At 52.9% G+C, this 17,681-nt stretch carries 15 protein-coding genes; all 15 read right to left on the bottom strand.

The features are described from left to right. Positions 1-59: 59 nt before the first annotated feature. The gene (locus CHU32_RS20455) at positions 60-1,058 is read right to left on the bottom strand and encodes a SinI family autotransporter-associated protein (protein ID WP_103750923.1); all 999 of its coding nucleotides are present in this window, start codon (positions 1,056-1,058) and stop codon (positions 60-62) included. A gap of 57 nt (positions 1,059-1,115) precedes the next feature. Next, the gene (gene sinH / locus CHU32_RS20450) at positions 1,116-3,302 is read right to left on the bottom strand and encodes an intimin-like inverse autotransporter SinH (RefSeq protein WP_103677711.1); all 2,187 of its coding nucleotides are present in this window, start codon (positions 3,300-3,302) and stop codon (positions 1,116-1,118) included. Positions 3,303-3,544: 242 nt separating this feature from the next. After that, the gene (locus CHU32_RS20445; protein ID WP_103677710.1) at positions 3,545-3,760 is read right to left on the bottom strand and encodes a zinc ribbon domain-containing protein; all 216 of its coding nucleotides are present in this window, start codon (positions 3,758-3,760) and stop codon (positions 3,545-3,547) included. A gap of 60 nt (positions 3,761-3,820) precedes the next feature. Next, complete coding sequence (der, locus tag CHU32_RS20440) at positions 3,821-5,299, bottom strand: ribosome biogenesis GTPase Der (protein ID WP_103677709.1); 1,479 nt, start codon at positions 5,297-5,299, stop codon at positions 3,821-3,823. A 117-nt stretch (positions 5,300-5,416) separates the two neighbouring features. Next, the gene (gene bamB, locus CHU32_RS20435) at positions 5,417-6,595 is read right to left on the bottom strand and encodes an outer membrane protein assembly factor BamB (protein WP_103677708.1); all 1,179 of its coding nucleotides are present in this window, start codon (positions 6,593-6,595) and stop codon (positions 5,417-5,419) included. 10 nt (positions 6,596-6,605) lie between these two features. Continuing rightward, positions 6,606-7,226 carry a YfgM family protein gene (locus tag CHU32_RS20430; RefSeq protein WP_103677707.1) on the bottom strand — a complete coding sequence of 207 codons (621 nt, stop codon included), beginning with the start codon at positions 7,224-7,226 and terminating at the stop codon, positions 6,606-6,608. A gap of 13 nt (positions 7,227-7,239) precedes the next feature. Continuing rightward, positions 7,240-8,529: a histidine--tRNA ligase gene (gene hisS / locus CHU32_RS20425; RefSeq protein ID WP_103677706.1), complete on the bottom strand. Its 1,290-nt coding sequence runs from the start codon at positions 8,527-8,529 to the stop codon at positions 7,240-7,242. Between the two features lie 108 nt (positions 8,530-8,637). Beyond that, a complete protein-coding gene (gene ispG, locus CHU32_RS20420; RefSeq protein ID WP_103677705.1) occupies positions 8,638-9,756 on the bottom strand; it encodes a flavodoxin-dependent (E)-4-hydroxy-3-methylbut-2-enyl-diphosphate synthase in 1,119 nt (372 codons plus the stop codon). 26 nt (positions 9,757-9,782) lie between these two features. After that, positions 9,783-10,793 (bottom strand): cytoskeleton protein RodZ, encoded by a 1,011-nt coding sequence (gene rodZ / locus CHU32_RS20415; RefSeq protein WP_103677704.1) that lies wholly within the window; start codon positions 10,791-10,793, stop codon positions 9,783-9,785. 278 nt (positions 10,794-11,071) lie between these two features. Then, entirely contained in the window at positions 11,072-12,238 is a 1,167-nt protein-coding gene (gene rlmN, locus CHU32_RS20410; protein WP_103677703.1) for a dual-specificity RNA methyltransferase RlmN, read from the bottom strand. 152 nt (positions 12,239-12,390) lie between these two features. Beyond that, entirely contained in the window at positions 12,391-12,822 is a 432-nt protein-coding gene (ndk, locus tag CHU32_RS20405; protein ID WP_103677702.1) for a nucleoside-diphosphate kinase, read from the bottom strand. A 122-nt stretch (positions 12,823-12,944) separates the two neighbouring features. Next, on the bottom strand, positions 12,945-13,823 hold the full coding sequence (locus CHU32_RS20400) for a 4Fe-4S dicluster domain-containing protein (protein ID WP_133159274.1): 879 nt from the start codon (positions 13,821-13,823) through the stop codon (positions 12,945-12,947). A gap of 2 nt (positions 13,824-13,825) precedes the next feature. Then, positions 13,826-14,626, bottom strand: coding sequence for a dimethyl sulfoxide reductase anchor subunit family protein (locus CHU32_RS20395; protein ID WP_103677701.1), 801 nt, complete (start codon positions 14,624-14,626; stop codon positions 13,826-13,828). Then, the gene (locus tag CHU32_RS20390) at positions 14,619-15,248 is read right to left on the bottom strand and encodes a DMSO/selenate family reductase complex B subunit (RefSeq protein ID WP_103677700.1); all 630 of its coding nucleotides are present in this window, start codon (positions 15,246-15,248) and stop codon (positions 14,619-14,621) included. Before CHU32_RS20390 ends, CHU32_RS20395 begins: the two co-directional genes overlap by 8 nt. Continuing rightward, positions 15,245-17,626 (bottom strand): DMSO/selenate family reductase complex A subunit, encoded by a 2,382-nt coding sequence (locus tag CHU32_RS20385; RefSeq protein ID WP_103677699.1) that lies wholly within the window; start codon positions 17,624-17,626, stop codon positions 15,245-15,247. The genes CHU32_RS20390 and CHU32_RS20385 overlap by 4 nt, the downstream gene beginning before the upstream one ends. Between the last annotated feature and the right edge of the window lie 55 nt (positions 17,627-17,681).

The raw sequence follows: 17,681 nt of genomic DNA, 5'->3' as shown, positions 1-17,681 counted from the left end.
TGAACTAGGCAAAATGCGCGGAAATGCCATTCCCCGCAGGGAATGGCATGGCGTTAATGTTATTTGCGCTGGTAGTCGACAGACAGACCAAAGCCCTGAACACCGTTGGTGCCCACGGTAACGCCGTTTTCGGCGCCTTCGAATTCGGTTTTCGCCTGGGCGTTGGTAACCGGAATAACAAGGTCGTTGTTGTCGTATTTCGAGTTGACAATACCCGCAGAACCCTGACCGGTTGCAATGCCGCTGGTGCCGGTGAATCTCCAACGGTAGTTGTAGTTGTCGGTGACGTTTTCATCGCCGCCATCGTAGGTGTTGTCACCATCAAGGTCTTTCCACAGCAATACCTGATAAGTGGTGTTGGTCTTGAGGTTGGCGGTCGAACCCAACAGGTTGGTGCTTTGACCTTCTTCATGGATAACAACATGTACGTTTTCATCCACAACCGGACCTTCCGGGATATCATCGTCGTCAGCGCCGCCGCCAGCGTTGGTGGAAAGGTCTTTCAGAAGAACAGGGTCCGTGAAGGCAGGATCACCCGTTGTGGTTTTTGACTGGATTCTGACGCCGATATAACGGTCGGCGTCCTCGTCCTGGATGGTATAGGTATCGCTACCTACGGTGCCGATCGGTTTCGGATCGCCGCCGTTCTGGTCACTAAAGCTCACCCACTGAACCGTTTTTTTGGTTTCGATATTGTCGGTATCAATATCAAGTTCAGTATCGCCAAGCGCCCAGCTGATGGTGATTTTATCGCCAACGTGGAACTGTTTCTCTCCCGGTGTGGTAGCGGTACGTGCACCACGATCAATCGCCACCGTCACATGGTCTTTATTCGTATCCGACGCGCTGCCATCGCCTACGGGCTGGTCAGCACGGGTGAACCAGGGCGGCGTCCCCTTAATCGTGCCAGTACTCTCAGTCGCACTCTGCCAGTTACCTTGTTTTAGATTACCTCGTGACCCCTCGCCGGCCGCCATTGCCGATGGGATCGCGCAATAACCTGCTACCGCTAACGCCAGTGCGACCTTACTCAGCCGCTGCTTGATAGTTGACTTCATTAAGACACTCCTTTTCTTCAAAATTCAGCGACTGGCCGGTCAGCCATTACGCCGACGCTATTTTTTGCTGTACACCACGCGGATGCCGTAGCCCTGTACGCCATCTTCTTCATGGGCCGCAAACAGTTGTGCTGCTTCACGGTTAGTTTTTGGCAGCACTAAATCTTTATTACTCGTTTTGGGTTCCGCCCCGGTGTGACCGTTCACGCTCTGCCCGGTGAATTCCCACTGATAGTCGTACAGCGCCATCTCGTCCTCGGAAAGCTGCTCCGACATCTGGAACACGCCGTCCTTGTTTTTGTCGCGCCACAGTACAAAACGGTAGATGTTATTGACCACAGGGTGCTTGTCTTCTTTGCCTATCAGATTGATGGGGCTGGACGCTTTGGCCTGATAGATGATGGCGTTAAGATCGTCAATATCGTCCCCGGTAAAGATGACATCAACAAAGTTACTGTCGCCGTAGGCGTCCTCTTTCGCCTTCCAGCGGAAAGTGCCGGGTAACGTACTGGAAAGCGTGACCGTCCCGGCTTCTTTATCGCGTTTGGCGATAAACACGCAGGGGGTTTCCGTGGTGCAGGGCTTCTCGGCCAGCGTCACTTTTTTGTCATTGCTGTCATAAAGCACTGGCGTCATGGCCTCGTCCACCAGTTCCTTACCGTTACGGTCGGTGGTGTCGCCAAAGGCGTCGGTCAACAATATATCCATTACCACGCCATCCTCGCCGTCTGCCAGGGCAGTGGCTTCGTGGCTGTGATCGGTGCGATCGGTATCGGCGATGTTGTCCACCACCAGCTCAATTTTGCGCCCCTGTTTGACGATAATTTCGACAATACCAGAGTTCTGCTTGTTGCCCTTTTCATCTTCCAGCGTCAGGCGCACGCGCCAGGTGTTAAGCGCCTCACGTTCGGCGTCGGTGCTGGCGTTAACCCAGGCTGGGAGGGTGAGATTCCAGCGGTTATTGTTGCCCTCAGTGAGCGCATTCGCTTTTACCACTGGCATCACCAGCGTGCGGCTGGCATTGTTTTTCGCCTGCCACGAGGCGGTCACGATTTTGTAGTGGTGGTTAATGAGGGCGTTGACCGTCCATTCGCACTTCTCGAGCCCTACGCCCTTCTCCGGCTTATCCTCAACCACGCACTCCGGGTGAGTGTTAGCCTCAGAGGCTTTCAGCCACAGCGTCACGTCCAGCGGATCTTTCTCGCGGTATTCAAGGACGATAAAGTTATTACGATCGACAAAATCGGTACGGCTGCCCATCAACGAGTGCTGGATTTTGACGTTTTCCGGATCGAGCTGCGCCGCCAGCGGCGTGCCGAACTGATAGGTCATGGTGGCGTTGACGCTGAAATCGTTGCTGTCACCCGTTCCGGCTTTGTAATCGGTGCTGACGGTAACTAATGGCACAGGGGTATAGGTTAGCCCCAGCGTCACCGCATGAGGATCTTCTTGCAGATTATCGGTGCCGAACAGCGCAACTTCGTCGCCGTAATATTGTTCATATATCAGCTTGCCGCCGACTTGCGGATAAAACGGCAGCCACGCTTCGGCGCGCACGTCCCAGCCGCGCGCCGGACGCTCTTCGTAGAAATCAAAGTCTTCGGAGTCTTTCCAGTCGGAAAGCGGGTGATAGTAGTTGCCGGAAAAGCGCAGGAAATCGGTCCACGCTTCGGTTCCCAGGCCTAAACGACGGTGGCCGCGGGTAAAGTCATAATCATAGAAAACGTTGCCGCCGAGCAGCCAGTCGCCAACGTTTTGCCGCAGGCCGACGCCGAAGTTGCCAATGGTGCGATCTTCTTTGCGCTGTGCGGAGATCTGGCTGAATATCAGCGTGCTTTGGTTGTCATACCAGGGAACAAAATAGTCCAGCGAACTGCCGTCCAGATCGCCGCCCTCGCCCACCGAGAGGCTGGAGCGCACTTTGCCATAGGGCGACATCAGCCCTTCGATATAGGATTGGGTTGAAGAGGTGATTTGGTTTTGCAGATAGCTGCGCGCCTGCGATTCCAGCGCCTCCGGCGTCAGGTTTTCAAAGCCCTGAGTGGCAGAATTGATGATGTAATCCGCACCTTGCTGCTTGATTGATTTGCCCTCCTTCTCTTGTTCTTCTTTTTGGGCAGAATCGCTGGCCAGGTCTGGTAACGTGGATTCGGATTTATTTTTGTCAGTTTCAGATGCGCGACTATCCTCTCCGGCGTGGGCGACGCCAGATATTAATATTAAAAAGAATAATAAACGCACCATGCACACGCTAATGTCCCTGTGTTAGCGATTAAACATCCACAGCAACATTTTATTCAAACACCGGATAAAATAAAAAATAAACAGCCTAAATAAATTCCGAAAAATATACTGACACAATTAATATCTTAAGTTAAATGTATATATAATAATTATTATATTGGCAATCTTAATTTATTATAAATATTAATAAAAATCCAATTTATATCGATTAAATAATATTATTACTTATTTAAATAAGTTCATCAGATAATAACAAACTCAACGCGCTTTTTAGAAATCAGCCCATGCCCGTGCTGGCAAAAATAATCAATCGCGCCACAAGCTTTCAATACCTGCAGAGGCTGCTGACAGTCAGGACAACGTGCTTGCAGGAAAAAATCTTTGCCACAGGTAATACAGTGCGCATGGTCACCGAAACCTTCCAGCGGGGTCTGGCAATGAGGGCATATGAGCTGCATTTTCTCTCCTTCACAGTCCTGCGGGTAAAACCCTCTCCAGTGCAGAGAGGGCGATATCGGTTACTTACTTTTTTTGATGTGCTTAATCAGGCGCTTGCGCTTACGGAGCTGATTGGGCGTCAGGGTATTGCGTTTGTTGGCAAACGGGTTTTCCCCTTCTTTAAACTGAATACGGATCGGCGTACCCATGACATCCAGCGACTTACGGAAGTAGTTCATCAGGTAACGCTTGTAGGAATCCGGCAGGTCTTTCACCTGATTACCATGGATCACCACAATCGGCGGGTTGTAGCCACCAGCATGGGCATATTTCAGCTTCACGCGTCGCCCGCGCACCAGCGGCGGCTGATGATCTTCAGAGGCCATCGTCATAATACGGGTCAGCATTGCGGTGCTAACGCGACGTGTTGAACTGTCGTAAGCTTCCCGGATGGACTCAAACAAATTCCCTACCCCGCTACCGTGCAGCGCAGAGATAAAGTGCACGCGGGCAAAATCGATAAAGCCCAGACGATAGTCCAGTGTCTCTTTCACCTGCTCTCTGATTTCCTGGCTCAGGCCGTCCCACTTGTTGACGACAATCACCAGTGAGCGCCCACTATTAAGGATAAAGCCCAGCAGCGAGAGGTCCTGATCGGAAATGCCTTCACGGGCATCAATGACCAGCAGACATACGTTGGCATCTTCAATCGCCTGTAGCGTTTTAATCACCGAGAATTTTTCAACGGTATCGGTGATTTTGCCGCGCTTACGCACCCCGGCGGTGTCAATAAGCACATATTCGCGTTCATCGCGTTCCATCGGGATATAAATACTGTCGCGGGTGGTGCCGGGCATGTCATAGACCACCACGCGCTCTTCACCGAGAATACGGTTAGTGAGCGTAGACTTACCTACGTTCGGGCGACCCACAATCGCAATTTTAATCGGCAGATCCTGCGGGTTGAAGTCATCTTCTTCCTCTTCAACGTCGGTACCGTTTTGTTCCGCTTCAAATTGCTTCCAGTATTCAGCCTCTTCATCAATCTCTTCAGGCGGATTGACCTCATCGACAAACGGCAGCAATACGTGTTCAAGCAGGCTGACAACGCCACGGCCATGCGACGCCGCAATAGGATGGATCTCACCTAAGCCGAGCGACCAGAAGTCCGCCACGGCCTGATCCGGGTCAATGCCGTCGGTTTTGTTCGCCACGAGGAATGTCGGTTTTTCACGCGAACGCAAATGCTTAGCGATGCCTTCGTCAGCCGGCATCAGACCCGCGCGGGCATCAACCATAAACAGCACCACGTCAGCTTCTTCAATTGCCAGCAGAGATTGCTCGGCCATCCGGGTTTCAACGCCCTCTTCCGTGCCGTCAATACCGCCGGTATCAATGCAGATAAACTCACGCCCCTCTACTTCGGCACGACCGTACTTACGGTCACGCGTCAGCCCGGGGAAATCCGCCACCAGCGCATCACGAGTACGCGTAAGACGGTTAAATAGCGTGGATTTTCCGACGTTAGGGCGTCCGACAAGCGCGACCACAGGTATCATGTTTAAAGCCTCTTTTACTCAAATTCATTCAAAAATAGCGCGGAATATCGCTATTTCTATAAACAGCAAACGGCCCCTGTGATAACAGGAGCCGTTGATTTCATATTACGCGACAGATTAACGCGTAATGGCGTACAGCGTACCGTCTTTCGCCTGGATAAGCAGTTTGCCATCCGCAACGACAGGCTCAGTCAGGAAACCCGAACCGTCCAGTTTTTGCTGGGCGACAAAATGGCCGTCATCAGGATTAATCCAGTGCAGATAACCTTCGCTATCACCAACCACGATAGAACCATTATACAGTGCCGGAGCCGTCAGGTTACGATGCAGCAGATCGCTCTGCGTCCATTGAGTCACACCACCGTCGGTCGTCAGCGCCAACAGACGATCGGTCTGATCGACGATGTAAATATGACCGCCGTCAACGATGAAATCATTGACTGAACCCAGTTCACGTTTCCACATGATCTGCCCGCTACGCAAATCCAGGGCGGTGAGATTACCGTTATAGGCCAGCGCGTAAATAACGCCATCCACGACAATCGGCGTGGTATCGACATCACTCAGACGGTCGATCTCGGTCGGGCCGGTGGCCTGCGAGATGCGCTGCTGCCAGATCATCTGGCCCTGTTGCATCAGTACAGCACTCACGCGACCGTTATCACCGCCAACAATCGCCGCACCAAATGCGGTAACAGGGGCGGACTCGCCACGCAGCGACAGCGCCGGCATGTCGAGGTTAACGGTCCATTTAATCACACCACTGGCCTGATCTAACGCCTGAAGCTGACCGTTGCTGGTATGAATGAGGACCATGCCATCGCTCACCACCGGGCGCGACAGTGCTTCACCTGCGACCTGTGTCTGCCATGCGACACCACCATCACTGGTGTTCAGCGCATAAACCTGGGCTTTTTCACTGCCAACATAGACGTGACCGCCGTCAACCGTTACACCACCAGACAGTAGCGCCGGAGAGGAAGACATCCAGCCTTGCTTCTCTGCCAGACTAACGCTCCAGATTTCTTTTCCATCATCGGCATTTACCGCTTTAACGGTACCACGCCGATCGGCCGCATATACTACACCATCAGCGAAGGCCGGATGGAGATTCGAATAAAACTCGCCGATCCCGCTTCCCACAGAGGTATCCCATACCGTGGTCGGCGTGAACTGGTTTTCAACCTGCGGCAACGGAGACATTTTAACCACGTCTTCTTCGCCGTTAAACAGTGAACAGCCACTTAACAACGCGACAGAAAGCACGCCAGGCAGAAGTAATTTACGCAATTGCATCGGGTCCCTCTCAGATGGACAAATTATTCATTTTCATGCGCATCATTTCACTCAGCGCAGGCGAAGAGTCGCTTTTCACACCCGCTTCCCATGCAGCGTGTGCGCCCTTTTTATCACCTTTGCTTAGCAAGATTTCACCACGCAAATCGGCGACAATAGCCGTCCACCCCTCACCCTTAATATTCTCCAGCGTTTTCAGCGCGGCATCCGCTTGCTTTTGCTGAAGCTGTACGCGGGCAAGGCGCATACTGATGACGGACTGTAAATTTTCATCCGATGCGTCAGCCAGCCCCTGCTGTAACTGCTTACCGGCTTTATCAAGTTCGTTCTTATCAACGTACTGCTGCGCCAGTTCAAGGGCCGTAAAAGCACCGTAGACATTTTTGTTTTCCGCTGCGAATTTCTCAGCGGCGGCCAGCGTTTCCGGCTTGTCTGCCCGCAGTGCAGAAACGGTATTGTCATAGGTAAGTGAAGAGGTTCTTGAAACCTCGACCTGATGACCGGTCCAGTAACGCCAGCCTACCAGCGCACCAATACCTAAAATCACCCCAACGGCCAGCGCTTTGCCGTTTTCAGAGAAGAAGCGTTTGAGCGCCTCAACCTGTTCGTTTTCGTTCTCGTAGATTTCCACGCAGTCCTACTCCTTAGCCCAGTAAAGTGCGCAAATGCGCGGCAACACTATCCTGCACTACTGCCGTTTGCTCACCAGAGCGCAAATCCTTCACTACAACGGTATGGTTAGCGACTTCCGATTCACCCAGTACCAGTGCAACGCGGGCACCCCATTTATCGGCGCGGGCAAACTGTTTTTTAAAGTTGCCGCCACCATGGTTGGTCATGAGCTTCACGCCAGGTATTTCGCTACGCAGACGCTCAGCCAGGTTCAATGCCGCCGCCTGCGTTTGCGCGCCTGACGCTACCAGATATATATCGACAACAGGATCGGCAGTAAATTCCGGATTAACCGCCTGAACGAGTAAAACAAGTCGTTCCAGCCCCATAGCAAAGCCAACTGCCGGGGTTGCACGGCCGCCCAATTGTTCAACAAGGCCATCATAGCGCCCACCGGCGCATACCGTTCCCTGCGCGCCAAGGCTGTTGGTGACCCATTCAAAAACCGTGCGGTTGTAATAGTCCAGACCACGCACCAGGCGCTGGTTAATAGTATAAGGAATGCCTACAGCCTCAAGCAGTTTGCATAACTCGGTAAAGTGCTCACGGGACTCTTCATCCAGATAATCCGCCAGCTCAGGGGCGTCATTCAATAATGCCTGGACCTGCTGATTTTTAGAATCCAGCACGCGCAGCGGGTTAGAATACATGCGGCGCTTACAGTCTTCGTCCAGCTTTTCTTTATGCTGTTCGAGAAATGCCACTAAGGCTTCACGGTATTTCGCACGTGCGTCAAGGGAGCCAATCGAATTCAGTTCGAGATGAACGTGTTCAGCAATCCCCAGTTCACGCCACCAGCGCGCAGTGAGCATGATAAGCTCAGCGTCAATATCCGGCCCCTGCAGACCGAAGACCTCAAGCCCCATCTGGTGGAATTGACGATAGCGCCCTTTTTGCGGACGCTCATGGCGGAACATCGGGCCGATGTACCACAGGCGCTGTTCCTGATTATGCAGCAGTCCATGTTCGATACCAGCACGAACGCAGCCTGCCGTACCTTCAGGACGCATGGTTAATGAGGTAACTTCTTCAGCGTCGCGCTCGCGATCGTTGAAGGTATACATCTCTTTTTCCACAACGTCGGTGACTTCACCAATAGCACGCTTGAACAGCGGTGTTTGCTCAAGAACAGGCGTTCGAATCTCACGATATCCATAGGATTCGACGACGCCTTTGATGATCTTTTCGACGCGTTGCCATACTGCGGTATCTTCCGGCAAATAATCATTCATACCGCGTACAGACTGAATTTTCTTTGACACGTTTATTCTCTATTCTGAATATAAATATGAACCTAAAGCGCTTCTGCGAACAATGCGGGAGCAATACGGGTCCAATCATACACGGGAAGCGCCGCGCTTCCCATCACGTTATTTTTCAAGTTGCTGGACGTCAATGCGGCGCGCTTCATCCAGAATGCTGGCCTTGGCGCGAATACGGGCTTCAAGCTGACCGATCATATCGTCGTTATCCAGACGGTCTTTGCGCACGCCGTCTTCATACAGCCCGCTTTTTTTATTACCGCCAGTCACGCCAAGCGTGGAAACCAGTGCTTCCCCCGGGCCATTAACAACGCAACCAATGATCGAAACGTCCATCGGCGTAATGATATCTTCCAGACGCTGCTCCAGCGCGTTCACCGTGCCGATGACATCGAACTCCTGGCGCGAACAGGTCGGACAGGCGATGAAGTTGATCCCACGGGCGCGGATGCGCAATGATTTCAGGATATCAAATCCAACTTTGATCTCTTCTACCGGATCGGCGGCCAGCGAGACGCGCAGCGTGTCACCGATGCCTTCCGAGAGCAGCAGGCCCAGGCCAATCGCCGATTTCACTGCGCCACTGCGTGCGCCGCCGGCCTCGGTGATCCCCAGATGCAATGGCTGATCGATTTGCTTCGCCAGCAGGCGATAGGACTCAACGGCAAGAAATACATCAGAGGCTTTAACGCTGACTTTAAATTGATCGAAGTTGAGACGATCGAGATGATCAACATGGCGCATTGCAGACTCAAGCAGCGCCTGCGGTGTCGGCTCACCGTATTTTTCCTGAAGATCTTTTTCCAGCGAACCGGCATTGACGCCAATGCGAATCGGAATGTTTTTATCGCGAGCGCAATCAACCACGGTGCGAATACGCTCTTCGTTACCGATGTTGCCTGGGTTAATACGCAGGCAGTCAACGCCGTATTCCGCCACTTTAAGGGCGATGCGATAGTCAAAATGGATATCCGCAACCAGCGGAACATTGACCTGTTGTTTGATCAGTTTAAATGCTTCAGCCGCATCCATGGTGGGCACCGAGACACGAACAATGTCGGCCCCTACGCGCTCCAGCGCTCTGATCTGGTTTACCGTTGCCTCTACATCCGTCGTACGGGTATTGGTCATTGACTGAACAGCGATGGGAGCACCATCACCGATCGGCACATTCCCCACGTAAATCCGTTTTGACTTTCTACGCTGAATAGGGGCCTGGTTATGCATGAAAACTCTCCTGCGGTGCCCGTCTGTTACTGTGCTGCTGACTGGTCGGCATTGAGGGTCAGACGCGCAACCTGATTAGATCTTACAAAGCGGCTCAAATCGACCGGTTTTCCCTGGAACTGAATTTGAACGGCAGCCGGAGCACCAATTTTAAGCTTATAGGGCAGTTGACCGGTAAGGTTTAAGTGACCGCCGCTGCGCTGGGTACCGCTATAGATTTTCTTGCCGGTCGCGTCGGATACTTCCAGCCAACATTCGGCATTGAAGTCCATTACCAGCGCATTGCCGTCAACCGGTGCAGTGACACCCGCCTGGTCAGTTGGTAGCGGTGCCTGTGCAGGGGCGGCATCGACGTTCGCCTGAGAAGGTGAAACGACAGTATTTGCCTGCGCATTTTCTGCCGGGGCCGACGTAGCGGGAGCCGGCGTCGTGGCTGGCGCAGGCGTCGTTGGTGTTGTGGGTGCCGCAGAAGCGGTATCGGTGTTGTTCAGGGGAACCGCGTTGCTTTGTTCAGAATCTGGTGGGGTCCCGGTATCAATCGGGATGTTTTGATCGTGATTATCGCTGGCATTCAATTCAGCGGAAGATTGCGCTTCCATCGTATTGATTTCTTCCTGTTGCGCCTTATGGTTCTGCCACCACCACAAGCCAGTAAAGCTCAAAACAACAAAGAAAATAATCCAGGTGATAAAGCCCATCAGCCAGCCGCTACGTTTCTTGCGCTGTTTGCCAAGCGCAAAGGTCTGCATCGGGGCGACTTTTGCGGCTCTCACGGGAGCCTGCTTTTCCATCATCGGAAGCAGTTCTTCTTCCGGAATATGCACCAGACGTGCATAGGAGCGGATATAGCCACGCAGAAATGTTGAAGCCAGCTCGGCAGGAGCCTTATCTTCTTCAATATCGCGAACCGTGGAAACCTTCAGGCATAAGCGTTCTGCAACCGCTTGTTGGCTGAGTCCGAGTTGCTCACGGGCGTTGCGTAGTCGCACGCCGGTAGTTTGTGCTTCATGTTGGTCGTGGGTGGCTTCAGTATTCATTCGCTACAACTGCTGGTACGTGAAATTAAAATTCTGGTGCCGGCTAATGCCCGCACCGCGAAATATTTGCCTGGTCAACGACAGACAGTATAAGACTGTCAGGCTAACTATCACAGAGCAGCTTGAGCACTTGTTGCTAAGCTGTTGTTGTATCGCTACATACTGCCTTAAAGTTGGCAAAAACGCACCGTAATTATTATCTTCACGAGTGGGTTTTTCCCATCTATTCACCATCTCTATACACTACGCGCCATCCCCGACGCGTAGTGCTCAGATTTTCAGACCGCCTTAACGGCAATCGGTTCACCCTGCATCCGTTTACGCATTGTCCGCTTAGTACGGTCAATAACATCACCCGCCAGCTGTCCGCAGGCAGCATCAATATCGTCACCGCGCGTTTTACGTACAATGGTAGTAAATCCATAGCTCATCAATACCTTACAGAAGCGATCGATGCGACTATTAGAACTGCGGCCATACGGTGCGCCCGGGAACGGGTTCCATGGGATCAGGTTGATCTTACACGGCGTATCCTTGAGCAGTTCAGCTAATTCATGCGCGTGCTCAGTGCCATCATTGACGTGATCCAGCATGACATATTCAATCGTGACCCGGCCCTGGTTGGCATTGGATTTATCCAGATAGCGGCGCACGGCAGAAAGGAACGTCTCAATATTATACTTTTTGTTGATGGGCACAATTTCGTCGCGGATCAGATCGTTAGGCGCATGCAGAGAGATGGCCAGCGCAACGTCAATCATATCGCCCAGTTTATCCAGCGCGGGGACCACACCAGAAGTGGAAAGCGTCACGCGACGTTTAGAGAGACCAAAGCCGAAATCATCCAGCATGATTTCCATCGCAGGTACCACGTTGGTCAGGTTAAGCAGCGGCTCGCCCATGCCCATCATAACCACGTTAGTGATCGGACGCGTACCGGTCACTTTCGCTGCGCCGACAATTTTCGCCGCGCGCCACACCTGGCCGATAATTTCCGAAACGCGCAGGTTGCGGTTAAATCCTTGCTGAGCGGTGGAGCAGAATTTACACTCTAATGCGCAGCCAACCTGTGAAGAAACGCACAACGTGGCGCGATCGTCTTCCGGAATATAGACCGTTTCAACGCGCTGATCGCCCACGGCAATCGCCCATTTAATGGTGCCATCGGAAGAGCGCTGCTCTTCAACCACTTCCGGTGCGCGGATTTCCGCAACCTCTTTAAGCTTATTGCGCAGCACTTTGTTGATATCCGTCATCTCATCAAAGTTGTCGCTGCAATAGTGGTACATCCACTTCATCACCTGATCGGCACGGAAGGGTTTCTCGCCTAAGTTTTTAAAAAACTCGCGCATCTGCTGGCGGTTGAGATCCAGCAGGTTAATTTTTCCATCTTTATTGGCAACCGCCGGGATGGCGATCTCAGGCGTGACATTCAGTTCTGACATAATTTAATCCGGCCTCGTTATTACACGTTATGGCCCCTGGAGGGTTGAAAAAGAAACGCCCCGTCAAACGGGGGCGCTGCATTGTACAAATTATGCTGCACGGATGCCACGCCTGCGCGCGACATTCGTGAAATAAAATGTAAAGACGGGAATTAGCGGGTGCGCGGGCACACTTCGCCTTCGCCGAAGAAGTAGGCGATTTCGCGTTCGGCGGATTCTACAGAGTCAGAACCATGGGTGCCGTTTTCGGTCAGGCTGTCGGCGTAATCTGCACGCAGCGTACCTGCCAGCGCATTAGCCGGGTTGGTCGCGCCAAGGATTTCACGATGGCGGCGCACGGCGTCTTCACCTTCCAGCACGGTAACCACGATAGGACCGGAGGTCATAAAAGACACCAGGCCATCAAAGAAAGGTTTACCCTGATGCTCTGCATAGAAGCCACCTGCTTTTTCAGAGGTGAGATGCAGCATTTTGGTACCGACAATTTTCAGACCTGCTGTTTCAAAACGAGCAAAGATGCTGCCAATAACGTTTTTTGCCACCGCGTTCGGTTTAATGATGGAAAAAGTACGTTCAATAGCCATGATAACCTCTGTTTGTTGTTCTGCCGTTGCACATCGCGCGGCATCCAGGAGCGCGAATTATAATGAGCAACTGTAACGTTGCCTATGGATGAAGATAACATTTTTTTAAAATAAAATGAGTTTTAGCAACAAGTGCTGCGCATACCGTGCTGATGCTGGCGGCAAAGCGGGCATAACGAACTCTCGTTCTCCCAGGCCGCAAATGCGCGCTGACAGTTCGGGCATCGCACGGTAAACAGCGCCTGCTGGTTAATAAACGCTTCTTTCGGCCCCTCTTCAAGCGTCAACGCCTGCGACGGGCACACCGCAAGGCAGTTTTTGCAGGCCGTACAGCGTACAGACTCCGTCTCGAAAACGTGTTCCGTCAGGCGCAGCACGTTTTCCGGGCACACGCGTGTACAGGCTCCACAAAGCAGGCAACGCTGAGGATCTACCTTCACAACGGTTTCGCTGAACCGGGGGTAGAGCTGACGCAACAGACGCTTTCCTGTTGGAACACTGGCGCTGTGCACTATGTTATTCCCGGCGGGTAACAGCGCCCGTTTTGCGATGTTAATCTGTGGATCTACAGGCGGCTGCAAGCGCCAGACCGGCTCCTGATACTTAAGAAGTACCAGATTCAGGCGCGCCACGGCCAGTGCCCAGCCGGGTTGTTTGTCCGCGTCACAGGCGACAGCACGGATATGATAAAGACGATGCCAGACTAAAAGTTCCGCCGTATCGGGAGGATGAAGAGAAAGCGGCGCAACCAGCGTTTCCTGCCGATAATAACGTGACGGCGCATGAATGCCGTTAATCGCCCCGGCCGGACAGGCAAAAAGACAATTGCCACAGCGAAGGCATTGTTCACTGGTAAGCGTTATGCTCCCCTCCACCAGCGTCAGCGCCTGCATTGGGCAGACATCCACGCAGGCCCGGCAGGCGGAGTGGCGCAGAAGATGGTGTGAACAGGAGGCACCGATTGACGGTGCCTCCTGAGGTTGGGCAAGGAACAGGCGCACGGTTAACCAATGCTAAAGAAGATAAAGCGCAGAACCACTTCTGCGATTATCAATAGCCCACTCCCCAGAATCAGCGCGCCTTTCGCCTTTCGCAACCCGCCGATGGCAAAACAGAAAAGACCTGTAACACTGACAATCCAGCCGGCAATATACAGATTATGCAGCTGTTGTAGCCGCGCTACCGGCGCATGAGGAAGGGTGACAATTTGCTGGCCTGCCTCCATGATGGCGCTAAACCACAGCGGCTGAACCAGCAGTCGCGCCAGCACCATAATGGTCACCGCTGCGACCGCACATTTCGCCAGCTGCGGTAAACAGGCCCAGCGTCCTTTCAGCGCCATCAATGCGATCAATACCGAACCAACAATGACTGATGTTCCATAAAACAGGAACAGCGTATTGACATGCTGCCAGGTGATCACCGAGGTATGCATGTAAATCTGCCCCATACAATACACATCGATGACGCCAATCACCGCTGCCAGCATCAGCAGCAGGTTCGCACCCGGCTTACGGCAAATCATCAACAACCCGCTTAACCCCAGTGCGGCAAGGTAGAGAGAAGCAAATACAATCTCACGGCTAAGCCAGGAACTGGCAACATGGCGCAGCGCATTGAGCGCATTCAACGGGTAACCCATATGCAGCATTGAGGCCAGCAGCCCCATACAGGCCATCACAAAGGCGAGCACCACGCCGGATAACCCAGTTCCGGCTCGTGAGCGTAGCAACGCCAGCCATACTGTAACCCCAACCGAACTTTGCAACAGCAGGGTAAAGAGCAGTAACGGTAACTCATGCATGGCGATGCTCCTCTTTCTCTGCGCCCTGATGGGGTTTAATCACCAGATTTGGCTGGGTGATACTGGCTTGCGGCAATCCCTTCACGCTGTTGACGTTGCCATATTTCTCGCGCAGTTCGTCGATGGGGCCAAATTTAATGGCTCCCAGCGGACAGGTCGCCACGCAGACCGGCTGCTCACCTTTCGCCTGCAAATCGACGCAGAAATCGCATTTTGACATCTGTCCGGTTTGGCTATTAAGCTGCGGTGCGCCATAAGGACAGGACCAGGCGCAATAGCCGCATCCCACGCATTTGTCGGTATTCACGCGCACAATACCGTCACCAGGACGTTTGTGCATTGCGGTGGTAGGACAATTTTTTGTGCAGACAGGATCGGCACAATGATTACAAGAAATAGAAAGCGTGTAAGCAAACACGTTGTTCTGCACTCCGCCCTGCCCGGTGGGAATAAATCCTCCGCCGGTCACTTCATAGACGCGGCGAAAACGACGCCCTACTTCCAGGTTATTTTTATCTTTACAGGCGACCTGACAGGCTTTGCAGCCCGAGCAGCGTGAAGAATCAATAAAAAAGCCCAGCTGTTTATCGCTCACGGGCGGATAGTCTTTAAATTGGCTCATGCTTTGGCTACCTCCACGAGCATAGTTTGATGGGAGTTGCCTTTAGCCAGCGCCGTAATACGGGCCGAACTCAACACGTTGGCACAGCCGCCGCGATCGACGCCCTGCGCATCCGGTTGCCACCAGGCACCGGCCTGCATTGCCACCACGCCGGGAATAATGCGCGGCGTCACTTCCGCCGGAACAATACTTACCCCGCGATCGTTATGGATGCGCACTTCGTCACCCTGACGGATGCCGCGTTTTTCAGCATCCTGCGGATTGATCCACAGTTTTTGCGTCTGCACTTCCTGTAGCCAGGGATTCGCATACTGTGTGGAGTTAGCGCGGTTTTTGCCTTTCCAGGTAATCATTTGTAGTGGATATTTTTCACTGAGCGGATCTTCCGGGCCCTCGTGTGCAGGAACATAGTGTGACAGCGCCGGGATTTCCGGATGGTGCATGTCATACAGCCGCTGAGAGAAGATCTCGATCTTGCCGGACGGCGTCGGGAACGGATGATTTTCCGGGTCGCGAATATTGTCTTCAAAGGCGATATACGGCTCGCTTTTAAACAGATGCTGACGTGTTTTTTGCAGCGTGGCGAAATCCGGCAGATTTTCATCCGGCATTGCCAGACGGGTCTGCTCCCAGATATGTTCGATCCAGGCTTTCTCGTCACGGCCCTGGCTGAATTCTTTTTCGATACCCAGTTTTGCAGCCACCTCGCGCAGCCACTGGTAGTCAGAGCGACGCTCAAACTCTGGCTCGATCAGTTTTTCCGACAGTACCAGGTAGCTGCCAGTCCCCCAGGTTTCACCAATATTCCAGCGCTCCATAAAGCTGGTTTCTGGCAGCAGCAAATCGGCATATTTGGCACTTGGCGTCATGAATAAATCACTCGCCACGATGAACTCAATTTTGGATTCATCTTCCAGCAGACGCGCAGCCTGGCGCAGATCCGGGTTCTGGTTAGTGAGGTAATTACCGGCCAGCGAAAACAGCAGGCGAATATTGCTTTCCAGCTTTTCAGCCCCTTTTAACCCGTCCTGCGGTGTCACCTTAGAGGCATCATCTGCGGCCTGCATCCAGTTCATCACCGAGATTTGCGCTTTAACCGGGTTATCCGGCATTTCTGGCCCAACGCAGAATTTACGGTTAGCGCAGCCGCCATAGCCCGCTGCCCAGCCGCCCTTGATGCCGACGTTTCCGGTGATTGTTGCCAGTAGTGTTGAACCTCGCGCGGTACGTTCGCCGCAGTTGTGACGCTGCGGTCCCCAGCCCTGGATAAGCGCAGCAGGTTTTGTGTTAGCGTAATCACGTGCCAACTGACGAATTGTTTGCGCCGGAACGTGGGTAATACGCTCGGCCCATTCAGGCGTTTTACGCACCCCGTCTTTCGCACCGGTCAAATACGCCACCAGCGATTCGTTTTCCGGCACGCCTGCCGGCATAGAATCTTCGTCAAAACCCAGCGTATGACGACGGATAAACGCCTCATCATGCAATTTCTCGGTAATGATGACGTACATCATCGCATCCATCAGCGCATTGTCGGTGGTCGGCAGCAGTGGTATCCATTGATCGGCCAGCGAAGAGACGGTATCGGAATAGCGCGGGTCAACAATAATAAAACGCGTGCCGTTCTGCTTCATTTGCTGGAAGAAATGGTTGGTATGGCCAAAGATGGTTTCCGTCGGGTTATGTCCCCAAAGGATCACCAGTTTGGTGTCAAGCAGCGTGTCCAGCGAGTTTCCGCTGGCAGCAATACCATAAGTATACGGGGTGGCGGCGGCCGTATTTCCCATGCTGACAGAGTGATAACTCGCCAGATAACCGCCCGTCATGTTCAGCAATCGCTGTGCCATTGCATTGCCTGAAAAAGTCCCTCCCGAGGTGGCGGTGCCAACGTGCATATAGCGCGATGCCGGACCGTACTTCGCGGTGATACTTTTTAGCTTGTCAGCGATTAGCGTCGTGGCCTCGTCCCAGGAGATACGTTCAAACTTTCCTTCCCCACGTTTGCCCACGCGTTTCATCGGATATTTCAGACGATCCGGATGGTAGACGAACTTGCGATAGCCGCGACCGCGCACGCAGGCACGCATAACCGGCATTTGTGGGTCGAGCGCATCGTCAGGACGCGTAGAAATGCGGGTAACAACGCCGTCCTGAACGTGTGCCCGAATATCGCATTTGCCGCCGCAGTCAAAGGTACTACAGGTGTGAACTACACGTTCAGTGCCTTTTTCTTGCGCCACGGGCTCAACAGACTCACTGGCCGCATGGCCAGGTGTGGTGAAAAAAGGCAAAGCAACCAGTGCTGAACTGGCCTGAAGAAAATGCCGACGTGAAAGTTGAGGTGATAACGTCCCCGGCGGGCTGTTTTTTGTACTCATTATGCTTCATCCGTAAATGAAAGCAATTTTGCTGCGTTTAGGGCGATCGGCCATT

The organism is Superficieibacter electus (genome assembly GCF_002915575.1).
Classification (GTDB): Bacteria; Pseudomonadota; Gammaproteobacteria; order Enterobacterales; family Enterobacteriaceae; genus Superficieibacter; species Superficieibacter electus.
This window is presented reverse-complemented; position numbering and strand designations above follow the sequence as displayed.

What these genes read in the sequence shown, in the direction of transcription:
- CHU32_RS20455 (WP_103750923.1), bottom strand. Translation starts at nt 1,058, where the DNA reads ATGAAGTCAACTATCAAGCAGCGGCTGAGTAAGGTCGCACTGGCGTTA.
- sinH (WP_103677711.1), bottom strand. Translation starts at nt 3,302, where the DNA reads ATGGTGCGTTTATTATTCTTTTTAATATTAATATCTGGCGTCGCCCAC.
- CHU32_RS20445 (WP_103677710.1), bottom strand. Translation starts at nt 3,760, where the DNA reads ATGCAGCTCATATGCCCTCATTGCCAGACCCCGCTGGAAGGTTTCGGT.
- der (WP_103677709.1), bottom strand. Translation starts at nt 5,299, where the DNA reads ATGATACCTGTGGTCGCGCTTGTCGGACGCCCTAACGTCGGAAAATCC.
- bamB (WP_103677708.1), bottom strand. Translation starts at nt 6,595, where the DNA reads ATGCAATTGCGTAAATTACTTCTGCCTGGCGTGCTTTCTGTCGCGTTG.
- ispG (WP_103677705.1), bottom strand. Translation starts at nt 9,756, where the DNA reads ATGCATAACCAGGCCCCTATTCAGCGTAGAAAGTCAAAACGGATTTAC.
- rodZ (WP_103677704.1), bottom strand. Translation starts at nt 10,793, where the DNA reads ATGAATACTGAAGCCACCCACGACCAACATGAAGCACAAACTACCGGC.
- rlmN (WP_103677703.1), bottom strand. Translation starts at nt 12,238, where the DNA reads ATGTCAGAACTGAATGTCACGCCTGAGATCGCCATCCCGGCGGTTGCC.
- ndk (WP_103677702.1), bottom strand. Translation starts at nt 12,822, where the DNA reads ATGGCTATTGAACGTACTTTTTCCATCATTAAACCGAACGCGGTGGCA.
- CHU32_RS20395 (WP_103677701.1), bottom strand. Translation starts at nt 14,626, where the DNA reads ATGCATGAGTTACCGTTACTGCTCTTTACCCTGCTGTTGCAAAGTTCG.
- CHU32_RS20390 (WP_103677700.1), bottom strand. Translation starts at nt 15,248, where the DNA reads ATGAGCCAATTTAAAGACTATCCGCCCGTGAGCGATAAACAGCTGGGC.
- CHU32_RS20385 (WP_103677699.1), bottom strand. Translation starts at nt 17,626, where the DNA reads ATGAGTACAAAAAACAGCCCGCCGGGGACGTTATCACCTCAACTTTCA.